The organism is Mesorhizobium sp. Root552, assembly GCF_001427285.1.
Classification (GTDB): domain Bacteria; phylum Pseudomonadota; class Alphaproteobacteria; order Rhizobiales; family Rhizobiaceae; genus Mesorhizobium.
Genome location: NZ_LMFV01000001.1, coordinates 227,824 through 246,708 on the forward strand (window position 1 = coordinate 227,824; position 18,885 = coordinate 246,708).

At 60.5% G+C, this 18,885-nt stretch carries 22 protein-coding genes and 1 tRNA gene; 11 read left to right on the forward strand and 12 right to left on the reverse strand.

Features of this window, described 5'->3' with window-relative positions; all coding sequences use genetic code 11:
• The first annotated feature begins 132 nt into the window (after positions 1-132).
• On the forward strand, positions 133-504 hold the full coding sequence (locus ASD50_RS01130; RefSeq protein ID WP_156464884.1) for a hypothetical protein: 372 nt from the start codon (positions 133-135) through the stop codon (positions 502-504).
• 10 nt (positions 505-514) lie between these two features.
• On the opposite strand, the gene ASD50_RS01135 is transcribed toward ASD50_RS01130, so the two are convergent.
• Positions 515-751, reverse strand: coding sequence for a hypothetical protein (locus ASD50_RS01135; protein WP_056234568.1), 237 nt, complete (start codon positions 749-751; stop codon positions 515-517).
• A 714-nt stretch (positions 752-1,465) separates the two neighbouring features.
• Here ASD50_RS01135 and ASD50_RS22840 point away from each other — a divergent pair.
• On the forward strand, positions 1,466-1,618 hold the full coding sequence (locus tag ASD50_RS22840) for a hypothetical protein (RefSeq protein ID WP_156464885.1): 153 nt from the start codon (positions 1,466-1,468) through the stop codon (positions 1,616-1,618).
• A 31-nt stretch (positions 1,619-1,649) separates the two neighbouring features.
• On the opposite strand, the gene ASD50_RS01145 is transcribed toward ASD50_RS22840, so the two are convergent.
• Positions 1,650-2,633 (reverse strand): GNAT family N-acetyltransferase, encoded by a 984-nt coding sequence (locus tag ASD50_RS01145; protein ID WP_056234575.1) that lies wholly within the window; start codon positions 2,631-2,633, stop codon positions 1,650-1,652.
• 308 nt (positions 2,634-2,941) lie between these two features.
• On the opposite strand from ASD50_RS01145, the gene ASD50_RS01150 reads away from it, so the two are divergent.
• From ASD50_RS01150 to ASD50_RS01165, 4 genes are all read left to right on the forward strand, one after another.
• Positions 2,942-3,664 carry a hypothetical protein gene (locus tag ASD50_RS01150; RefSeq protein ID WP_156464886.1) on the forward strand — a complete coding sequence of 241 codons (723 nt, stop codon included), beginning with the start codon at positions 2,942-2,944 and terminating at the stop codon, positions 3,662-3,664.
• A 143-nt stretch (positions 3,665-3,807) separates the two neighbouring features.
• Positions 3,808-4,035: a hypothetical protein gene (locus ASD50_RS01155; RefSeq protein ID WP_056234581.1), complete on the forward strand. Its 228-nt coding sequence runs from the start codon at positions 3,808-3,810 to the stop codon at positions 4,033-4,035.
• A 141-nt stretch (positions 4,036-4,176) separates the two neighbouring features.
• Positions 4,177-4,878 carry an outer membrane protein gene (locus ASD50_RS01160; protein ID WP_056234586.1) on the forward strand — a complete coding sequence of 234 codons (702 nt, stop codon included), beginning with the start codon at positions 4,177-4,179 and terminating at the stop codon, positions 4,876-4,878.
• Positions 4,879-4,991: 113 nt separating this feature from the next.
• Positions 4,992-5,513, forward strand: a complete 522-nt coding sequence (locus ASD50_RS01165; RefSeq protein WP_156464887.1) for a hypothetical protein — start codon at positions 4,992-4,994, stop codon at positions 5,511-5,513.
• A 544-nt stretch (positions 5,514-6,057) separates the two neighbouring features.
• Here ASD50_RS01165 and ASD50_RS01175 read toward each other — a convergent pair.
• Positions 6,058-6,552, reverse strand: a complete 495-nt coding sequence (locus ASD50_RS01175; RefSeq protein WP_056234595.1) for a ferritin-like domain-containing protein — start codon at positions 6,550-6,552, stop codon at positions 6,058-6,060.
• A gap of 415 nt (positions 6,553-6,967) precedes the next feature.
• Between ASD50_RS01175 and ASD50_RS22845 the strand changes: the two genes are divergently transcribed.
• The 4 genes from ASD50_RS22845 to ASD50_RS01195 all read left to right on the forward strand — a co-directional run bounded on the left by ASD50_RS22845 (position 6,968) and on the right by ASD50_RS01195 (position 8,965).
• Positions 6,968-7,657, forward strand: coding sequence for a hypothetical protein (locus ASD50_RS22845; protein ID WP_156464888.1), 690 nt, complete (start codon positions 6,968-6,970; stop codon positions 7,655-7,657).
• Positions 7,658-7,666: 9 nt separating this feature from the next.
• Positions 7,667-8,299: a hypothetical protein gene (locus ASD50_RS01185; RefSeq protein WP_056234602.1), complete on the forward strand. Its 633-nt coding sequence runs from the start codon at positions 7,667-7,669 to the stop codon at positions 8,297-8,299.
• Between the two features lie 148 nt (positions 8,300-8,447).
• Positions 8,448-8,633: a hypothetical protein gene (locus ASD50_RS01190; protein ID WP_056234605.1), complete on the forward strand. Its 186-nt coding sequence runs from the start codon at positions 8,448-8,450 to the stop codon at positions 8,631-8,633.
• Positions 8,633-8,965, forward strand: coding sequence for a BLUF domain-containing protein (locus ASD50_RS01195; RefSeq protein ID WP_056234608.1), 333 nt, complete (start codon positions 8,633-8,635; stop codon positions 8,963-8,965). The genes ASD50_RS01190 and ASD50_RS01195 overlap by 1 nt, the downstream gene beginning before the upstream one ends.
• Before the next feature lie 358 nt (positions 8,966-9,323).
• Here ASD50_RS01195 and ASD50_RS01200 read toward each other — a convergent pair.
• The 6 genes from ASD50_RS01200 to obgE form a co-directional block, all read right to left on the reverse strand.
• Positions 9,324-9,398: transfer RNA gene (locus ASD50_RS01200), tRNA-Glu, on the reverse strand.
• A gap of 82 nt (positions 9,399-9,480) precedes the next feature.
• Positions 9,481-10,776 carry an MFS transporter gene (locus ASD50_RS01205; protein WP_056234613.1) on the reverse strand — a complete coding sequence of 432 codons (1,296 nt, stop codon included), beginning with the start codon at positions 10,774-10,776 and terminating at the stop codon, positions 9,481-9,483.
• 64 nt (positions 10,777-10,840) lie between these two features.
• Entirely contained in the window at positions 10,841-11,428 is a 588-nt protein-coding gene (locus ASD50_RS01210; protein ID WP_056234618.1) for a nicotinate-nucleotide adenylyltransferase, read from the reverse strand.
• A 71-nt stretch (positions 11,429-11,499) separates the two neighbouring features.
• On the reverse strand, positions 11,500-12,786 hold the full coding sequence (locus ASD50_RS01215; protein ID WP_056234621.1) for a glutamate-5-semialdehyde dehydrogenase: 1,287 nt from the start codon (positions 12,784-12,786) through the stop codon (positions 11,500-11,502).
• A 15-nt stretch (positions 12,787-12,801) separates the two neighbouring features.
• Complete coding sequence (gene proB, locus ASD50_RS01220) at positions 12,802-13,929, reverse strand: glutamate 5-kinase (protein ID WP_056234778.1); 1,128 nt, start codon at positions 13,927-13,929, stop codon at positions 12,802-12,804.
• 17 nt (positions 13,930-13,946) lie between these two features.
• Positions 13,947-14,984: a GTPase ObgE gene (gene obgE, locus ASD50_RS01225; RefSeq protein ID WP_056234624.1), complete on the reverse strand. Its 1,038-nt coding sequence runs from the start codon at positions 14,982-14,984 to the stop codon at positions 13,947-13,949.
• A 128-nt stretch (positions 14,985-15,112) separates the two neighbouring features.
• On the opposite strand from obgE, the gene ASD50_RS01230 reads away from it, so the two are divergent.
• A complete protein-coding gene (locus ASD50_RS01230; protein ID WP_056234626.1) occupies positions 15,113-15,973 on the forward strand; it encodes an endonuclease/exonuclease/phosphatase family protein in 861 nt (286 codons plus the stop codon).
• 1,223 nt (positions 15,974-17,196) lie between these two features.
• Here the strand turns inward: ASD50_RS01230 and ASD50_RS01235 are convergent.
• The 3 genes from ASD50_RS01235 to rplU all read right to left on the reverse strand — a co-directional run bounded on the left by ASD50_RS01235 (position 17,197) and on the right by rplU (position 18,884).
• On the reverse strand, positions 17,197-17,787 hold the full coding sequence (locus tag ASD50_RS01235) for a GNAT family N-acetyltransferase (protein WP_056234630.1): 591 nt from the start codon (positions 17,785-17,787) through the stop codon (positions 17,197-17,199).
• Positions 17,788-17,907: 120 nt separating this feature from the next.
• A complete protein-coding gene (rpmA, locus tag ASD50_RS01240; protein WP_056234635.1) occupies positions 17,908-18,177 on the reverse strand; it encodes a 50S ribosomal protein L27 in 270 nt (89 codons plus the stop codon).
• An 89-nt stretch (positions 18,178-18,266) separates the two neighbouring features.
• Positions 18,267-18,884, reverse strand: coding sequence for a 50S ribosomal protein L21 (gene rplU / locus ASD50_RS01245; protein WP_056234782.1), 618 nt, complete (start codon positions 18,882-18,884; stop codon positions 18,267-18,269).
• Position 18,885 lies beyond the last annotated feature (1 nt).

Here is an 18,885-nt window from a genome sequence, read left to right on the forward strand (position 1 = left end):
AGTCCAAAAACAAATCATGCCCGGACAAGCCCCCTCGTCCGTTTCCGGAATTTGGATGATAAGACTTAATGATCCGCTAACCTTAACGCCGGCGAACGTATATCGCAGTGCGATAAGGTAAAAAGGTCATCCATGACTTACCAAAAACCTGTGATTGCCAGCCTGCCGTCCGGCGCGCTATCAGTGCCGCAAATGACTGTCGCGGCGCGAATTCTGATCTGCCTTTCGTCCGGCCTCCTGCTTGCAGGCGGTGGGTGCTCGCGCACGTCGGATGGCACCGTCGTCATCCCCAGGCAGATCGATGCCCGCCGCATGTGGGACAAGGGCCCTTCCTCCACTCAGACGCCGCCCGTCGCAAGCGGCGCAAATGTCTTTCCAGTGGTCGCCAAGCCGCGCCAGTTTCCAAAAAGCAGGGCGCCCGAAAGCGCCCCTGTAAACGAAACCACGGTTGCTTGCGGGACGGCGCAGCAATCCGGTCAGCGCGTCCGCGTCGTCTGCCAATAGGGCTTGCGCGTCAGAGAGTGGCTGCGCCTTTTTTCGGCTCCTGCGCACCGAGTTTGTCCAACGCAAACCTCACCAGCCGCAAATCCTCTTGCCAGCCGTCGTCGTCGGCCATGGCGCTCTCTGATGCCGCCCGTTGCAGCGCGCGGGCCTCGGACTCGATGTTGCGCAGCTTCTCGATCTTCTGATCGGTGGTCAGGGCATCGTCATCGACAATGTCCTGAACCTTCATTTCCCTGAACGTGACCATTTCTCTCTCCCTTATCGAGGTCGAGCAAAACGCGCCTGGCGGATCGCAGTTCCGGTGAAGATGGGAACAAGCGGCCATTAATGTATGTTAGTTGCAGACGTCCCTTGTTTGGCTACCAAAAGTTGTTGTTGGAAAGTGCGTGATTCGGTTGCCGCGCGTTGCAGGCCTTCTTCCTTTAACCGAAAGGGACATCCATGCATGCATTCTCCCGCGCCTTCGCAGCCTCCGCCTTCACGCTTCTTTTGGTCCCGGGCATAGCTGCGGCGGAAGGTGGCGCCCCTATGCCAGCATCTTCGGCGGGATCAACTTCCTGCACGACAACGACTTCCAGATCGGCTCATCCGATCCCTCGCTCACCGGCTTTTCGGTCATTCCGGCCAAGATGTTTTTCGACCCCGGCGGAATCGTCGGTGCAGCGGTCGGCTACGATTGGGGCTCATTCGCGGCTGAAGCCGAATTGTCAGGCCGGCGCGGAATTTTCGATCACGAAGAAATCTTCGTGGGCTCGATCCCGCTGGACGGGCACTATGACGCCATTTCCGTCATGGCCAACGCCTATTACCGCTTTCACAACGACACACACTTCATTCCCTATGTCGGGGCCGGCGCCGGCGTTGCCTTCCTCTCGGCCAAGGTGACACCGTCAGGCGCGCCCCCCTCGACATCAGCGAGACCCGCGCAGCGGTCCAAGCCATCGCCGGCATCGCCATCCCTTTGGGCGAGCGGGCCGAACTTGGGATCGAGTATCGTTATTTTACGACCGACCGCCCCTCTTATACGATCGACCTCGGCGGCGTGCCGGGCACAGCCAATATCGGCTACAATTCCAGCAACGTGCTTGTCCGGCTGAACTGGAAGTTCAACTGAACAGTGCCGCCGATGTTGGCGAGGCCGTCACTTAGATTATCCGGCAGACCCATAGGAGTTTCAGCAGTCTGGGCAGGCTGGGCAGCCTGTTGATGGCAAAATAGGTCTGCTTTCTTGTTCCGCCATAGCTGTCCTTGTGCTTGGCAAGGCTCTGGAACGGATAGATCAAACGATTGGTCAGCGCGTTCGTGTAGACGAACCGGAAGCTGCGGCGCACAAGCCAGTTCTTGTTGAAATCCTTGTCATGGATTGCATGAAAGGGCGACAGCCCCAGATGCAGGGTCCGAAGTCCCTCCGCCTTGAATTTCTCGATCGCTGCATGAAGCATATAGTAGCCGGCAAGCGGCTCGACCCCGGGCAGGCGGCGCCGGGTTGACGACAGGTAACCGGTGACCACGCCGTTTTCATAGACCGGGTCGAAGAACGCCAGGGCAACCGGCTTTCCGGACGGATCGAAAATAAAGAACTTCCGCACGTCCTCTTCGTCAGCGAGCACGACAGGCCGGACCAGAAAGGCAAGTTCGTGGCGCTTGGTCGTGCGCGTGCGCCGCCACTGATCCGACACCGCCCCCAGTTCTTTTGGATCGAGCGCCTCGGTCTTGCTTTCGCGCACCGTATAGCCGCCGGCTTCAAACCGTTTGACGGCGGTTCGGAAGTTCCGCTTCGACGGGCCGCGAAAATCGTAGCTCGCGAGATCGAGCGAGGTTTCCGGTCCCATATCGTTTACGCAAAATCCGAGTTGCGAAAGTATCTCGGCAGTGGTCTTCGAAGCCTGGGCGAAGCAGACATCCTTCTTGGCTGAAATGAACTCTTCGATCAGCGTGCGGCACCGGGTCGGGTCTGCCAGCGGATTGGCCAGCACGAAGGCCGTGCGGCCCACCATCCTGTAGGCCAGGAAACCGTCTCGATCTCCGAAATAAGACAGCTTCGGCTGGAAAGCCGTCGAATAGGCAAGGGCGAAATTGCCATGCTGGTGAAGAAGGGCGCGCCGCGTTGCCTCGGATAGGTCAGTCATGCCGCAAGCTAGAGCGTTTTGTCACTGGATGGAACATTCCGTTTGTCGTGGCGAGGTTATCCACCGAGACGTTGCCAGGCCGGCAAAATGCGGCGTTTGCGAAGCCTGCAACATATCGCAACGGATAGTGAAAAATGAATTGGCGTAAAAACCCGGAGCAAGGGTTTCGGACTTTGTACGCCACGACTATGATGCGCAAGCACCGTTATGTGAAGGCAGTCATCTTAAGACAACGCTGATCGCCAGTCGGGACATTTTCCATCCACCCGGCTGCGGTCCGAACCCACACAGAACCGCGTGGATCGCACATGCCTATGCGACGATTGAAGAAGCTGTTTCCGCGCCTGGGAGAACGGGTAGAAAGCAGCAAGGCTGCCGCATCGGAAGCGATCGCAACACGCCACCTGCTCATAGCTGGCACAGGCCGCGCGGGAACCAGCCTGCTCGTTCGCTACCTGACGGAAATGGGCATGGACACAACCTTGTCCAGGCATGACGAAGCCGCAGTCTGGTCGGATGACGCTGACGCCGGTCTCGAGGAAAGCCCACACGCGCTTTTCGGCAAAGGTATCCCGTACGTCGTCAAATCACCCTGGCTTTACCTTGTCATCGACGAAGCGATCGCCAAGGCGCGGGACCGCATTGATGCGGTGGTCGTTCCAATTCGCGATCTCTCGCTTGCCGCAAGAAGCCGCACAAGCGTCGAACGCCGCGCCATGGCCCGAACCGCGCCGTGGCTATGTACGCTGGAACAGGAATGGGATGTCTGGGCGACAACGCCTGGCGGCGTCATCTATTCAGTCGACGAGGTGGATCAGCAGCGCCTGTTGGCCGTCGGCTTCTACAAGCTGGTCGAAAAGTGCGTCGAATCGGATGTGCCGCTGGTGTTCCTGCATTTCCCGCGCTTTGCCGAAGATTCCGACTACCTGTTTTCCCAACTGGAGCGCTTTCTTCCTGCATCGACCGACGTCAACGCATCGAGAGAGGCGTTGGCGAAAGTCACGGATAGGTCGAAAATTCACTTCAGGTAGCGTTTTGGCATGGCTAAAAAATAACTGACGGGAAAATAATTCCACTTTTCGGCAAAAATCAGCTGCCGTGCCCTTATATGTGGCGCTCCAATACTATATGCATGAGGTGGGAGGTTATTGGGAGGTCACGAAGGATGAACCCAATGCCGCAAAATAGCGACAGCCTCTACGCGCAGATCGAAGAAGCCGCGAACCTCGCTCCCGTAATGTCGGCCAATGAGCTTGTTTCACTGACCCGCAAGGCGATTTTGCGCCTCGATTACAAGGACGTCTCGGTTCGCGGATCACGAGTCAGCCGGGCTCTCCAGGTCATCAAGGCAGAACTCGGCAAACGTGGTCACCCGATCGGACCTACAGCCATCTATGGCTGAGGTCTAATCGCCCCCCCCCGACCACAACCGTATCCCGACAATGCACACCGGCTCATAGCGGTAGCCTGTGCCTTTTCTGCTACAGCGCAACGCCTGAATTTACGTTACATAAGTAACACAAGATGGATTGAGGGGGTTTTCATGAGGATCGCAATTGCGCTCGCAATTATACTAGGAGCATCGGGTGCGGCACTGGCAGCCGACCCGGCAGCGGAAATTCCGGTCGCTTCGACCTATAACTGGTCAGGTGCCTATGCCGGGCTTCATACCGGCCATTCCTGGGGTGACGGCGATGGCGTCTACCTGGTGGGCGGCATTCAAGTCGAAACGGCCAACCTGAACGCAGACGGCTTTATGCTCGGTGGCCAAGTCGGATACAATTGGCAGTTCGGTTCCGTTGTTGCCGGTATCGAAGGCGATCTCGCCTTTTCCAATGCAGATGGAAACGACAATATTTTCGGTTTCCCCGGTGGCGTCGCACCTGTCGCAACCACCCATTCCGAGATCGACTATCTTGGCAGCATCACCGGCCGTTTGGGTTATGCCGTTGACCGCGCTTTGTTCTATGCCAAGGGCGGCGTTGGCTTCACGCGCCTGGAAATCACAGACATCTCGCTTGGTGGCTTCAACAACGCAAGCGGCAAGGAGTCGGTGGCAGGCTGGACCCTTGGCGCTGGCGTCGAATACGCGCTCAATGACAACTGGACCGTCAAGGGCGAGTATCAGTTCTATCAGTTCTCTCCGAATCTGACATTGCTCAATCCCGGCGGCACCGAGTTCAGAACGTATGATGACAATTTCGATGTCCATGCGATCAAGATTGGCTTCAACTACAAGTTCTGATCTGGTTCGCAGATGAGATGCAAAGCCCCGCTCCGGCGGGGTTTTTTGTTGGCTGCATCTCGCTTTCGCACCTGACGACGACCTGATAGGCTTGCGCCGATGCCTTTTGCTGTGTGGGGGAAACCATGGTGTTGGGTCTTCGGGCGCACGCGGCGCAGCTGGCGGCGTGTCTGGCGTTTTATTGCCTTGGCACGATCTCGTCATTCGCGGATCCCGGCCATGGTGTGTGTATTCAGGGAACGAACCCCGGCGAGCACAACCAGCCGATTGGCTATATCGAGCGCAGTTGTCTAAAGAGCCCGGTCGACGGAAGCACGAATTGCGACGACTGGGAAAAGGACTCGCTGGAACACGATACGCCGGACAGCATCAACGCCATCAAGATCGTCAAGACGTGGCCCAGGCAATTGGCCACCGATGAGAAGCTCGACACCTGGGAGTTCTGGATTCAGGTCGAATTTGACGAGTCCTTCGAGCCAGGTGTCCAGTCACGCCGCATGGTCCTGAAGCCCGAATGGAACTGGGGCGACATTGCCGCCAGCGACGATTGCCTGACTTTTCCGCAATACCACTTCCGCGCGGTCGGCAACGGGCTGAAGCTATACAAGGGCTGTCATCCGGATTTTTGCTCCTAGGGCGTGTTCGGGCAGCAGCATTCCCCTCGCGAAATGCATCGCATTCGCGGCGTCGCACAGGATAATCCTTATTGTCGAATTGAAACCGGCGGCACGACGCTTGAGAATTGCGGAATTCAGCAACTCGGAGGCATTCATGCACAAGGATCGGTTGCTTCAGATTTCATTCCTCGCAACGATGGCGCTCCTCGTCGCCGACAGCGCTTTCGCTCAATACAACACGCCATGCACCCCGGATGGCAGACGACTTTGCGGCACTCGCAACGCATCTGTCGCCGAGCCCTGCCTCAGGCAGCATATGGACGAGCTATCGCCGGCCTGCAAAGCCTATCTGGCGAAGAAAAAATCGTAGCATCGCCATAGGCGAAGCCCGCCCTGCGGGCTTTGCCAGTCCATTCGTTCCGGTTTGCACCGATAGGTCCCTTACCTTTCGGTAACCGAATCGCAGCAGCTTGCCTCCCGCGAAATGTATCGTGTTCGCAGCAACCGGCGGGCTTCCTATTGCACAAGCCCCCCGACGCCCGCCGGTTGCACTCGCGAAATTCTATGCTGCCTTGGCCGTGGATGATGTACTGTTGATCGACGTGACCGCCAAATTCGTCAGCTTGTTGTTGGTCGCTTTCTCCTGGTCGAGGATTTCGCTAAGCAGCTTGTGGGCTTCGCCATGTCCGAGATCCTTCGCCCATTCGCGCAGCGACCCGTAGCGCGAAATCTCGTAGTGCTCGACCGCTTGGCAGGCGGCCAGCAGGCCGGCATTGAGTGCCGTTCCCGACGCCTCCTCCATAAGCCCGTCGGCTTCCTTGATCAGGCCCTCGATCGCGTCGCATTTTTCCCCGGACGCTTTCTTGCCGATCGATTTGAACACTTGCTCCAGCTTCTTGATCTGGTCCTTGGTCTCGGCGAGATGATCTTCGGCAGCCTGCCTCAGCTTTGTGTCGGTCGCCGCCTTGGCAACCTTCGGCAGCGCCTTGGTCATGGCGTTCTCGGCATAGTAGACGTCCTTGAGGGTGTGCTCGAAAATCTCAGCCAGGGTTTTCATGAAATATCTCCTCGTGCCGGAATTGGCTGGAGAAGAAATGAACAGGGCTTTGGTTGGTTCCGAAGGACGACATCACTTCCGCTCGTCGAAGTGGAAATCCCAAAGAGATAACTCAAGCGCTTGTCCAAAGGCGCATAACCTTTGACGTTGCAGGCTTCTTCGATGGTGTCGTCATGCCGTTCAAGATCCTTGCCGCGACAATTCCCGCACTGACAACCGCCGGACCCCAAGCAGGGGTAGCTGCCCATTAAGCGCAGACAGAACGATTGAGGGTCATCTACCAGTTATTGGTGGCAAAGCCGAAGCGAATGTCGAAGTCGAGCGTGTAACGGATTTGACTGCGAGTAGCGCCTTGACAAAATCAATCGGCAAAGCTGGATTGCTTCGTGTCGCTTGTCGTTGGGGAGGGATAGGGGTGGGCAAATCCATTAGGGCGGTTTGGATTGCAGTTTCCTTGTTTGTGCTGTTCCCCACGGCTTCCAACGCCGATGCCTTTTGCGGCCCCGGTAAGCATCTAGCCAGCAATGCCTTTGCCTGCCTGCCGGGCGACAGGGCTCGATCTACGACAAATTCATCTAACAATTCCGGCGGCCAAGTAGCTGCCGGGCTGGCGGTTGGAGGAGCTGTTCTATCAATCATCCAGTCCCTCGCCAGCCAAAGCGAAATGACGGACAATCTCGGCAGCGTTCAATTGGATCAGCAGCGCCACGGCACAATAAGCCGCTCCCATAATCGGAAGGGCTTGGTTTTGCAGCAGGCCGGCAAATTCAACGAAGCGCGTATCGCGTTTCTGAAAGCGTCGGATGAAGCCGTTAAGGCGGGCAATCTGCGCGAAGCCAAAATCAACGATAAGAACGCCGATATCGCAGACGCACTGCACTGGCTGAGAAATGGCTTCGAGGCGGAGAAGGCTGGCAAGACCACGAAAGCCAACATCGCCTATCGCATGGGCATCGACGCTGCTGAAAGGGCGGGAGACAAGAAAACGGCCAACCAGTTGAGGAAGGCAAATGATGCTCTGGTAAAGCAAAAAGGAGGCAGCGGTTCATATAAGTCGACCGGGGAGAACTGCGCCCTTATCAATGGCAAATACGCTTGTAACTAGGTAGGCGCCATGAAAATCATCTTACCCTTTCTCGCCTTCCTTGTAGGCCTGATTGTCCCTTCTCAAGCGGCCGAGAAATTTCCATTTCGGGCAATCGAAATTTCGTACTCACTTCAGATAGACGATTTTTCCTGGGCCCCTCTGGCCAACAACTACCAGCTCTTTCGCCACAACTTCCCCAGCAATGGCCTATTCATCTCTCGCATGCGGGTCGACGGACAGGAAATGCTGGTCGCGCAATATGGCGGCGGCTTTATTCCAGGCTGTGACGTGGACGGGCGCTTCTCCATGTTCTCGCCAATGTTCCGCTTAAACGGAAAGCACTCGGATGTCATGCGTTGTTCCAATCCCGCAAAGCCCGGCGAGAAAGGAACAATCAAATATTCGACCACCAGTAGTTTCAGCGGAGGCGTTCTGACTTTAAAAAGCCAAGCCACCGAAATTAGACGCTTTCCTGGATCTGGTGGCGACGGTACGCTTGGGCACGACGCCACCGATAGGATTGAGTTGCAAGTCGCTCTGAATGGTGGAGCATGCAAGGTCATTAAGGGAACATACCGAGGCGAGCGGAAAAATTTTGGCATGAAGGGGTATGCCAAAGCTTTCAGCAAGGTCCCCAAGCCAAGTTGCAAAGTACATTAGCCGCCTTGGCTCGGAGACTAGCAAGAGAGGCGACATACCGAATCCGGGATGCATACTGATCCGGGAAAGTAAGGCTGCCAACGCGCTGGCGAAGTGCCTGACATGCCAGGCGTCTTGAGCATGTCAAGGAAACCGGATTAAATCGGACATGGCAGACATGATAGAACTCGCATCCGAACTCGCCTACATGGCCGAGCATCCCGAATCCTTCACGAAGGAAGAAATGGCCGCCAAATTGGCTGAGGCTTCCAAGGCGATCAGCAAGGCACGCACCCTTCGGCGCTACCCCGGCAAGAAGAAGCCTTTATCTCGCGAGCCGAGGAGCAAAGCTTGATGGCGCTTGAACTCGTCCGCCTTGCCTATGTTTCGACCTTACAACCACGCATTGATGCTTCCGACCTGACGGAACTCATCGAAAAGGCAGCCGCGTTCAACAAAACTCAGGATATCACCGGAGTGCTGGCTATTGAGGGCCACCGAATCTGTCAGATTCTCGAAGGCCCTTCGGACTCGGTCAAAAAGTTGTATGCGTCGATCCAGAAAGACAGCCGCCACCACGGGGTTACGACAATCGAAAATCGCCCCATCGCTAAAACTGCTTTCGAAAGCTGGGGCATGGCTAAGCGCAACATGGTCGATATGGTGGTCTATGCACTTACTACTTGACGGCTTGCAGCAGCTTGCAAAACACAAAGGCCGGGGTTTCACCCGGCCTCCGTTGCCTCACCCTGCGCGTACATCCGGCGTCAGGGGAAGCTCTGAGAACAATATGGGCAACGCTGCCGAATTCGACAAGACCGCCTTTCGGTGGTGGTTCTCCTAATGCGGCTTCAACGACCACCTGCCTGATGGAACAGGCAGGAAACAGGGCGGGCGCAGGTTTGTCGGCTTGCCAGATGGGCGAATGCGAAATTTTCGCGCAGGCAATAATGCCGCGAACGCTAGTCTTTGCCCCACGCAAAAAGCCCGTCAGAAACCCCGCAAGTGACGGTTTCGGGAGCTTCAACCAAATTGTTGAAATTTCTGGTACGCCCAGGGGGAATCGAACCCCCGTTTGCGCCGTGAGAGGGCGCCGTCCTGACCGCTAGACGATGGGCGCAGCCGAGAAAGGCGATATAGGCTGGCGAAATCGAAAAAGCAACCGCTCGATTGGAAGCTTTGTTCGCTGTTCGAGCGCTGCTTTAATGCCGATGCTGTTCGTCATCGGGCAGGAAGGCAAGCTCCACCGGCAACGGTGCCTGTGCCGTCATCGGCGTGAAGCTGCCGGTTTCTTCCGCCGGCACCGCCTGTGTGGTGACGACGCGCCCGATTACGAAAAACAGGAAGGCTGCGGCTATCGCCACGGCGACATAGATGAAGGCTTGCGTTCCGATCACCGCCGACAGGCCGGTGACGATACCGGGAACGATGAAGCCCGACAGCGACCACGCAAACAACAGCGAACTCGACAGGGCAACGAGATCGTCCTTGCCGGCGCGGTCGTTGGCGTGCGCACTGCCCAGCGAATAGATCGATTCCGCTGCGCCGTCCCAGACAACATAGATGACGATGAGCAGTCCGAGCGCACCGCCGTCGAAACCGAGCGCCAAAAGGCCGCCGGCAGCCGCCAGCCCGGAAGCGCCGATCAGCACGTAGCGCCGGTCGGTGCGGTCGGAAATCCACCCGAACGGAATCTGCAACAGCAGCGTGCCGAGCGGCATGCACGACAAAAGAAGCGCCACATCGGCCTGGCTATAGCCTTTGGCGGTCGCATGGATCGGAGCAAAGCCGGTGATCGTCATCGACAGGCCGCCAACCGCCAGCATCGCCACGAGCCCGACAGGCGAGATGCGCCAGGCTTTGCGCAAAGCCACCGAGGCAGCCAGCGGCGGTGGCGGTTGCGCCAGCCGGGTCAGTCCCACGGGCAGGATCGAAATCGCGGTAAAGGCGATGCCGATGAGCGGTGCCTCCGCAGCCTCGAGATTGATGAAGGCGAGCGTGAAATAGCCGACGCCGAGACCCGCAGTGTAGGCGACATAGAACACCGCCATCACCCTGCCGCGTATGGCATTGGCGACGACATCGTTCAGCCAGCTCTGCGCCACGATGAACAGGCCGCAAATGGCAAAGCCGTAGAGCGCCCGCGCCGCGATCCACAGCACCGGATAGGTGCCCGCACCAACGCTTGCATTGGAAAGCACGATGAGCGCCGACAACACCATGAAGGCGCGCGCATGGCCGACGCGGCGTACCAGCGGTCCGGTAAGGATGCAGCCGGCAAGGCCACCGGCCGAAAGCGCCGTCACGATCAATCCGGCCCAGGTCGGATCGAAGCCCTCCGCGCCGAGGCGGACCGGAATATAGGCAAACATCAGCCCGTTGCCGATGGCGACGAGCCACATCGACAGGATCACGCTGGCGATGGCGATCAGCGGCGCGGGTTCCCCCGCATCCCCTGGACGTTCATTGGCAGCTGTTCGGTCGAAAGTCTTGCTCATCGTCCCATCATGGCTTGTCCGCTCACCTCGAGGCGGCATTAAAAGCGACACGCTTCGGATGTACCTACGCCCTGGTGCCGTTGCGGATCGCGGTGGAAGACAGCACCGAGCGCGGGCCGTGGATGAAGGTCCAGGCGGGTGCCTTCATGCGCGCAAGCCGCGGCGCGTCACGCTCGTCGACGCGGGCATAGTCGAATGTCTTTGCCGCCACCGACGACAGGAACGACAGCGTCGCCCCCGGCCTGTCGATGACGGCGATCGGAAAGGTCAGCATGATCTGCCGCCAGCGCTCCCATCGATGGAAATCGCGCAGGCTGTCGGCGCCCATGATCCAGACAAAATCGACGCCGGGATTCTTGGCGTGGACCAGCGCCAGCGTATCGGCCGTGTAGCGCACATGGTAGGCTGCCTCGAACGCAGTCACCTTGATGCGCGGGTCGTGCGCCACTTTTTGCGAGAGCCGGATGCGCTCGGCAAGCGGCGTCAATTCACGCGTGCTCTTGAGCGGATTGCCCGGCGTCACGATCCACCACAACTGGTCGAGCGAAAGCCGCCTCAGCGCAATGTCGGCAACCAGCTCATGGCCGGCATGCGGCGGATTGAACGAGCCGCCGAACAGCCCGACCTGCATGCCCTTTTCGACATGCGGCATACGCAGGTACGGCCTTGCGATGGCAGCGCCGGACGACGGCACGTCCCCTCAGGCTCCGCCCAAGCAATCGGTCACGGACGCACCTGCCCCGAGCCGCGCACGCGATACTTGAACGAGGTCAGTTGCTCGACACCCACCGGTCCGCGCGCATGCATCTTGCCGGTGGCGATGCCGATCTCGGCGCCCATGCCGAATTCGCCGCCATCGGCAAACTGCGTCGAGGCGTTGTGCAGAAGGATCGCCGAATCGATCTCGTTGAAGAAGCGCTCGACCGCCTTGGCATCATCGGCCACGATTGCTTCGGTGTGATGCGAGGAGAACGTCTCGATGTGCTCGATCGCTCCGCCAACACCGTCCACCAGCTTCACCGAGATGATGGCGTCGAGATATTCGGTGCGCCAGTCGGCCTCGCTCGCCGGAACCGCATCGCTGAACGCAGACAGCACCTCTTCGTCCGCCCTTATCTCGCAGCCGGCCGCTTTCAGCGCCTCCAGCACCGGCTTCAGATGCGTAGCCGCCACGGCGCGATCCACCAGCAGCGTTTCCGCCGCGCCGCAGATGCCGGTCCGGCGCATCTTGGCGTTCACGGCAATCTTCACCGCCATGTCGAGAGCGGCGGACCTGTCGATGTAGAGATGGCAGATGCCTTCCAGATGCGCGAACACCGGCACGCGCGCTTCCGTCTGCACGCGCTCGACCAGACTGCGCCCGCCACGCGGGATGATCACGTCGAGATTGCCGGCAAGCCCTTTGAGCATCTCGCCGACGGCGGCGCGATCGGTCGTCGGCACAAGCTGGATCGCATCCTGCGGCAGACCCGCCGCCTTCAACCCTTCCACCAGGCAGGCATGGATCGCCGCCGAGGAATTGAGCGAATCCGAACCGCCGCGCAGGATCACCGGATTGCCGGCCTTGAGGCACAGCGCACCCGCGTCCGCCGTCACGTTCGGCCGGCTCTCGTAGATCACGCCGACGACGCCAAGCGGCGTCCGCACACGTTCGATATGCAGGCCGTTCGGCCGGTCCCATTCTGCGATGACGTCGCCCACCGGATCGCGCAGCTCCGCAATGGCGCGGATGCCGTCTGCCACGGCGCGGATGCGCGCGGGCGAAAGCTTCAGCCGGTCGAGCATCGCCGGCGACAGGCCCGCCTCCTCGCCGTTCGCCATATCGATGACGTTGGCGTCGAGAATATCCTGCTCGTGCCGCGCAATCGCCTCGGCCATGCCGATCAGCGCGGCATGCTTGCGTTCGGCGTTGGCGATCGCCAGTGGTCGTGCGGCGGCGCGCGCCTTGCGGCCGATCTCGGCCATCAAGGCAATGGTGTCGTCCCCGGATCGGTCATGCGTCGTCAGCATGTCTCATCCTTTCGCCTACGCATCGACGTCGCTCACCACCAGGTCGTCGCGGTGGATCATGGCCGAACGCGCCTCGTAGCCGAGCACCGCCTCGATCTCGGCCGTTTTCAATCCCGCGATCCTTACGGCATCGGCGGCATCGTATGCAACCAGCCCACGCGCGATCTCGCGGCCGTCGGGCGAGAGGATCGCCACAGTATCGCCACGCGCGAAGTTGCCGCTCACCAGTTTCACGCCCGCCGGCAACAGCGACTTGCCCGACAACAGCGCCTTCACCGCACCCTCGTCCACGGTCAGCCTTCCGGCCGGCTCAAGCTGGCCCGCGATCCAGGTCTTGTAGCCCTTCACCGGGTGGTTGCTCGGCTTGAACAAGGTCGCCCGCTCGCCGCGCTCTATCGCCATCAAAGGCGATTGCCGCGTGCCGGCGGTGATGATCATCGCGGTTCCCGCAGCGGTCGCGATCTTGCCGGCGTCGAGCTTGGTCCTCATGCCGCCGCGCGAAAGCTCCGAAGCCGCAGCGCCCGCCATCGCCTCGATGTCGGGCGTGATGCGCGCAACCAGCGGAATGAACGTCGCCTTGGGGTCCAGTGCCGGCGGAGCCGTATAAAGCCCGTCAATGTCGGACAACAGCACCAGAAGATCCGCGCCCATCATGGTGGCGACGCGCGCCGCCAGCCGGTCGTTGTCGCCATAGCGGATTTCCGACGTCGCCACCGTGTCGTTCTCGTTGATGACCGGCACCGCCTTCATCTTCAACAAGGTCGAGATCGTCGCGCGCGCATTGAGGTAGCGCCGCCGTTCCTCGGTGTCGCCAAGCGTCAAAAGGATCTGCCCGGACTTAAGGCCGTGGCTGCCCAGCGCATCCGACCACGCGCCGGCGAGCGCAATCTGCCCGACCGCAGCCGCCGCCTGGCTTTCCTCCAGCTTCAGCGCCTTCCTGCCAAGCCCGAGTATGGTGCGGCCAAGCGCGATTGCGCCGGACGACACCACCAGCATCTCCGCGCCGCCCTCGGTCAGGGCGCCGATGTCATCGGCAAGCGAAGCCAGCCAGTCGCGCTTCAGCCCCTTGCTGCGATCCACCAGCAATGCCGAACCGACCTTGACCGCAATGCGGCGATATTTCTTCAGGGAAAGGGTGGTCATGCCAGTCGCCATAACCGTCAGGCTTTCCACCGCTCATCCACCGCCTTGGCGCTGGAAACGCCTTGCCGCGCTTCTTCCACAACCGAAATCAGCGCGCGCAGCACGGTCTCGACCCCCTCGCCCGTGGCAGCCGACAACAGCACCGGTGCCTTGCCCGCAGCGCGCTTCAGCGAGGCGAGCTTCTTCTTGCGTTCATCGGCGTCAAGGATATCGACCTGGCTGAGCGCCAGGATTTCCGGCTTTTCATCAAGACCGTGGCCATAGGCCTCCAGTTCCCGCCGAACGGTCTTGTAGGCCTTGGCCGGGCTTTCCTCCAGCGCCGAAACCAGATGCAAGAGAACGCGCGTGCGCTCGACATGGCCGAGGAAGCGATCGCCGATGCCGACGCCCTCATGCGCGCCTTCGATGAGGCCCGGAATGTCGGCAATGACGAATTCGCGCGCATCGATGCGGGCAACGCCGAGGCCGGGATGCAGCGTCGTGAACGGATAGTCCGCGATCTTCGGCTTGGCCGCCGTCACCGCTGCCAGAAAGGTCGATTTACCGGCATTGGGCAGGCCGACCAGCCCGGCGTCGGCGATCAGCTTCAGCCGCAGCCAGATGTTCATCTCTTCGCCCGGCAGGCCGGGGTTGGCGCGGCGCGGCGCCTGGTTGGTCGAGGTCTTGAAATGCTGGTTGCCGAAGCCGCCATTACCGCCTTTTGCCAGCAGGAAGCGCTGGCCAACCACGGTCAGGTCGCAGATCAGCGTCTCGTTGTCTTCGGCCATCACCTGCGTGCCAACCGGCACCTTCAACACGACGTCGGCCCCCTTGGCCCCGGTCATGTTGCGGCCCATGCCGTGCGTGCCGGTCTTGGCCTTGAAATGCTGCTGGTAGCGGTAGTCGATCAGCGTGTTCAGCCCATCCACGACCTCCACCCACACGTCGCCGCCACGGCCGCCATCACCGCCATCCGGCCCGCCGAACTCGATGAATTTTTCGCGCCGGAACGACACCGAACCGGCGCCCCCGTCGCCGGAGCGTATGTAGACCTTGGCCTGATCGAGGAATTTCATCTCAACTTGCTGTTCCGTTGGGCGCTTCTGCTGCTATTGCGCTTCGCTATCCGGCCTTCCCTACCCTATGGTGCGGGCAAGCGCGAGAGCAGACAAAACGATTCTGCCGGTGAGCAGGAGATATCGCAATGAAGCTGGTGACTTACAACGTGCAATTCGGCGTCGGCCGCGACGCCAAGGTCGGCCTGGAGCGCATTGCCGCAAGCGTCGCCGATGCCGACATCATCGCCTTGCAGGAAGTCACCCGCAACTATCCCACCAATGGCGGCATCGACATGGTCGCCGGCCTCACCGCGCTGTTGCCCGACCACTACCATGTCTATGGCGCGGCGATGGACATCGACTTCGGCGCGCTGGCGCCCAATCCGCCCAAGCCAGCGCTGCGCTTCCAGTTCGGCAACATGCTTTTCTCGCGCTGGCCGATCGCGTCCAGCCGCAACCTGCTGTTGCCGCGCAGCCGCACCTACGACAAGGCCAACCTGCAACGCGCCGCGCTTGAGGGCCTGATCGTCACGCCGCTTGGGCCGCTGCGCTTCTACAGCGTCCATCTCGACCACGTGAACATGGACGAGCGCATCATGCAGATCCGCTACCTGAAGGAGCGCGCCTTCGGCTATCCGAAGGAAGGCGGCTCCATCACCGGCGCCGGCGAATACGGCTTTCCCGAGCCGCCCTGCCCTGAGGGTTTCGCGCTCATGGGCGATTTCAACATGCGCCCCGGCGAACCTGAATATGCCGAGATGGCCGGCGCGCCCGATCCGCTGTTCGGCCACCGCATCGTTGCCCATCATCCCGTCGATGCCTCGCGCCTGGCAGGACCGCCGCCGGAGGAAAGCGTCAGTTGGACGGACCTCACCGGAGCCGGCAAGCATTCGCGCCTCGACTACTGCTTCGTGTCCGCCGGCCTCGCCCCGCATGTGAAGGATTGCTGGATCGACAACGACGCCGACGGCTCCGACCACCAGCCTGTCTGGACCGTGCTGGAATAAGTACACCGCCTCCCCACCTCAAGCGGCGAGCAACCCCTCCGCCTCGCGCCCTGTCGGCAAGAGCGCACATCTGCCCCTTGTCACCCGCAAGCAGGAACGCACCCCTCCGCTTCGTCATCCCAGAATTCGCTTTCGAGCGAAGCAAGGAAAGAATACCCGGGATCCATGCGGTAACATCGAGGACGCGCATCAACGGTACAGAATCGGTTGCGCTCACCTCTCATCCGACCTCACCTTCGCTCCGCTCGGTTCGGCCACCTTCTCCCACAAGGGGCGAAGGAGACGCCTGCATCGGCATTACCGCTAAGTACCCACGTTGAACGTTGGCCGGAACGCAGATGCCGACCTACCTTCGCCCCTTGTGGGGTGAGAAGTGGTGCGCGGAGCGCACGAAAAGCCCCTGAATGGGCTTTTCGAACGACGAACGCCCTGAGCCATAACGAAGGGCTGGGCAGTGGCCGAGCGTAGCGAGGTCGGATGAGGGGTGTTTGAGCGCAAACGCTGACGCCCCCTCTCCCCGCCTGCGGGGAGAGGGTAAGGGTGAGGGGCAGCGCTGAGCTAGCCAAGCGTGGACCAAATGCGGGCCACTACCCGTCTAACCCCTTGTTCCTACTCGCTTCCTACAAAATCTCACGCCCGCTTATCCCCACCCTCCGTGTCTCCCGCATACTCATGCCATCGCCCTTGCGGGAGACCTGGTGCGCACCGGGTATCAGGGAAGGGCGTCGGTGCCGGATTGGTCGCATGACGGTGTGAAGTCCGGGCCTCGACTGAGCCAGCGGGCCGCATAGACGGCAGCGCCCCCTCAGGGAGGCAAGACCACCGGACGGGCGGCCGCAAGGCCGCATACTTTACCTAAACGAGCGACCGAACGGCCGCCCGTCCTCCCGACCTCTCAAATGAGGTCAGTTCTTTGACAATGGCCAGACGGATCAATCCGGGCGTGGCGATGATAAAGTGCGACCTTGGTCAGCCGTCCGGCCATTCGTCGGGGTCCCCGCCAGCGACGAGCGAAGCGAGGGAGCTTAAAGGCGGGGCAAAGAACCCCAGACGGCTTTAGCCGGGCGTGGCAATGAACAAGCACACCCATCTCGTCGTCATCCTAGGGCGGAGCAGGCCGAAGGCCGTTGCGAAGACCCTAGGATCCATGCCGTGACCAAGCGGCATTACTCTGGGCGGCGGTGCGCAAGCGAGGCGGGAAACCATCCCGCCCCGCCTTTGGTTCACGAGTGTGCCCAGGTCCTGAGGCTCGACCAGGTCCGCCGGTCCAGCCTGTAGCGCTCGACCGGCACCTTGCCGGCGACGATCGAGTTCAGCATGCCCTGTCCGGCATACTGGAAACCGCACTTGTGGATGACGCGCCGCGAGGCCGGATTGATGACCCGGCACGATGCATGAAGCGAGGTGATCTCGGTTGCCCTGAAGGCAAGATCGACCAGCGCATGCGCCGCTTCGGTGGCGTAACCCTGACCCCAGTAAGGTTCGCCGATCCAATAGCCCAGTTCCAGCCCGCGATCGGTCTGGTTGAGGCCGGCGCAACCGACGAGCGCGCCATTTTCGGAACGCGTCAGCGCATAGACCGCGCCGCCGAAGCCACCGACCTTGCTGTTGGCGATGAAGGCGCGCGCCTCCGCTTCGCCATAAGGGTTGGGCATGCGCGCCAGCATTTCGGCCACGCGGCGGTTATCGGCCAGCGCCACGAGGTCGGCCACGTCGTCGTCATGTGGCGGGCGCATCACCAGGCGCTCGGTCAGCAGCACCGGGCAATCGATGCGCAAACCCGCGTCGTCTAACTCTTCCTTCTCGGCAACCATCGAATTGTCCTCCAGGCGAAAGAAAAAGGGGAGATGGCGACCCATCTCCCCTGATCCTTTTCCTGGCTTGGCCAGACACCGGTCCCGAGATGGGGCGCCGGTATCTAAGTGCGGAACCGGCTACTCCGCGGCCTTCTGCATCGGGTTTACCGATACGTAGGTTCGGCCATTGGCTTTTTTGTTGAAGGTCACTGCGCCTGCTTCGAGCGCAAAAAGGGTGTGGTCCGTGCCCATGCCGACGTTGACGCCGGGATGCCACTGGGTGCCGCGTTGGCGAATGATAATGTTGCCCGGAATGACGGCTTCGCCACCGAACTTCTTCACGCCAAGGCGCTTGGAGTGCGAATCGCGACCGTTGCGCGACGAACCGCCAGCTTTCTTGTGTGCCATCTTAGTGCTCCTTTGCGCCGTCTCAGGCGCTTGCGATCCTTATGGACGCGCTTGGCGTCCGTTTCAAGTCCGATCAGGCGACCGGCGAATTACTTCTTCGCCAGTTCCTTGGCCTGCTCGCGCCAGTCCTTGATCTGGTCGGCGCTGAAAGGCATGTGCTCGTCGATCTTGGCGACGTCGGCATCCGACAGCTTCGCGACCTGCGCGAAGGTGGCGATGCCCTGCTCCTTGAGCTGCTCGGCAGCCACAGGACCGATGCCCTTGATGACGGTGAGGTCATCCGGCTCGCCCTTCGGCGCCTTGAACAGCGGGGCGGCGGCGGCAGCCTTGGCTTCCGTCTTTGCCTCTGCCTTGGCTTCGGCCTTTGCAGCAGCCTTCTTCGACGGCTTGGCGCCATCGATCAGGATCTCGGAGATGCGCACCGTGGTGAGCAGCTGGCGATGACCGATCTTGCGGCGGGAATTCTGGCGGCGGCGCTTCTTGAAAGCGATGACGGTGCGGTTCTTGCCCTGCAGGACAACTTCGGCAGTGACCAGCGCGCCTTCGACGAACGGAGCGCCGAATACGACCTTGTCGCCTTCGCCGTGAGCCAGGACATGGCCAATCTCGACGATATCGCCGACCTGGCCTTCGACTTTTTCGATCTTCAGAAGATCGTTGGCGGCTACGCGATACTGCTTGCCGCCCGTTTTGATGACTGCGAACATT

Bases quoted from the DNA above. Each gene is read 5' to 3' on its own strand.
- ASD50_RS01145 (WP_056234575.1), bottom strand. From the start codon at position 2,633: ATGACTGACCTATCCGAGGCAACGCGGCGCGCCCTTCTTCACCAGCAT.
- proB (WP_056234778.1), bottom strand. From the start codon at position 13,929: ATGACCACCCTTTCCCTGAAGAAATATCGCCGCATTGCGGTCAAGGTC.
- ASD50_RS01185 (WP_056234602.1), top strand. From the start codon at position 7,667: ATGAAAATCATCTTACCCTTTCTCGCCTTCCTTGTAGGCCTGATTGTC.
- ASD50_RS01235 (WP_056234630.1), bottom strand. From the start codon at position 17,787: ATGGTTGCCGAGAAGGAAGAGTTAGACGACGCGGGTTTGCGCATCGAT.
- ASD50_RS01215 (WP_056234621.1), bottom strand. From the start codon at position 12,786: ATGCTGACGACGCATGACCGATCCGGGGACGACACCATTGCCTTGATG.
- ASD50_RS01230 (WP_056234626.1), top strand. From the start codon at position 15,113: ATGAAGCTGGTGACTTACAACGTGCAATTCGGCGTCGGCCGCGACGCC.
- rpmA (WP_056234635.1), bottom strand. From the start codon at position 18,177: ATGGCACACAAGAAAGCTGGCGGTTCGTCGCGCAACGGTCGCGATTCG.
- ASD50_RS01130 (WP_156464884.1), top strand. From the start codon at position 133: ATGACTTACCAAAAACCTGTGATTGCCAGCCTGCCGTCCGGCGCGCTA.
- ASD50_RS01175 (WP_056234595.1), bottom strand. From the start codon at position 6,552: ATGAAAACCCTGGCTGAGATTTTCGAGCACACCCTCAAGGACGTCTAC.
- ASD50_RS01195 (WP_056234608.1), top strand. From the start codon at position 8,633: ATGGCGCTTGAACTCGTCCGCCTTGCCTATGTTTCGACCTTACAACCA.
- ASD50_RS01210 (WP_056234618.1), bottom strand. From the start codon at position 11,428: ATGCCGCATGTCGAAAAGGGCATGCAGGTCGGGCTGTTCGGCGGCTCG.
- rplU (WP_056234782.1), bottom strand. From the start codon at position 18,884: ATGTTCGCAGTCATCAAAACGGGCGGCAAGCAGTATCGCGTAGCCGCC.
- ASD50_RS01160 (WP_056234586.1), top strand. From the start codon at position 4,177: ATGAGGATCGCAATTGCGCTCGCAATTATACTAGGAGCATCGGGTGCG.
- ASD50_RS01205 (WP_056234613.1), bottom strand. From the start codon at position 10,776: ATGAGCAAGACTTTCGACCGAACAGCTGCCAATGAACGTCCAGGGGAT.
- ASD50_RS01150 (WP_156464886.1), top strand. From the start codon at position 2,942: ATGCCTATGCGACGATTGAAGAAGCTGTTTCCGCGCCTGGGAGAACGG.
- ASD50_RS01135 (WP_056234568.1), bottom strand. From the start codon at position 751: ATGGTCACGTTCAGGGAAATGAAGGTTCAGGACATTGTCGATGACGAT.
- ASD50_RS01155 (WP_056234581.1), top strand. From the start codon at position 3,808: ATGCCGCAAAATAGCGACAGCCTCTACGCGCAGATCGAAGAAGCCGCG.
- obgE (WP_056234624.1), bottom strand. From the start codon at position 14,984: ATGAAATTCCTCGATCAGGCCAAGGTCTACATACGCTCCGGCGACGGG.
- ASD50_RS01190 (WP_056234605.1), top strand. From the start codon at position 8,448: ATGGCAGACATGATAGAACTCGCATCCGAACTCGCCTACATGGCCGAG.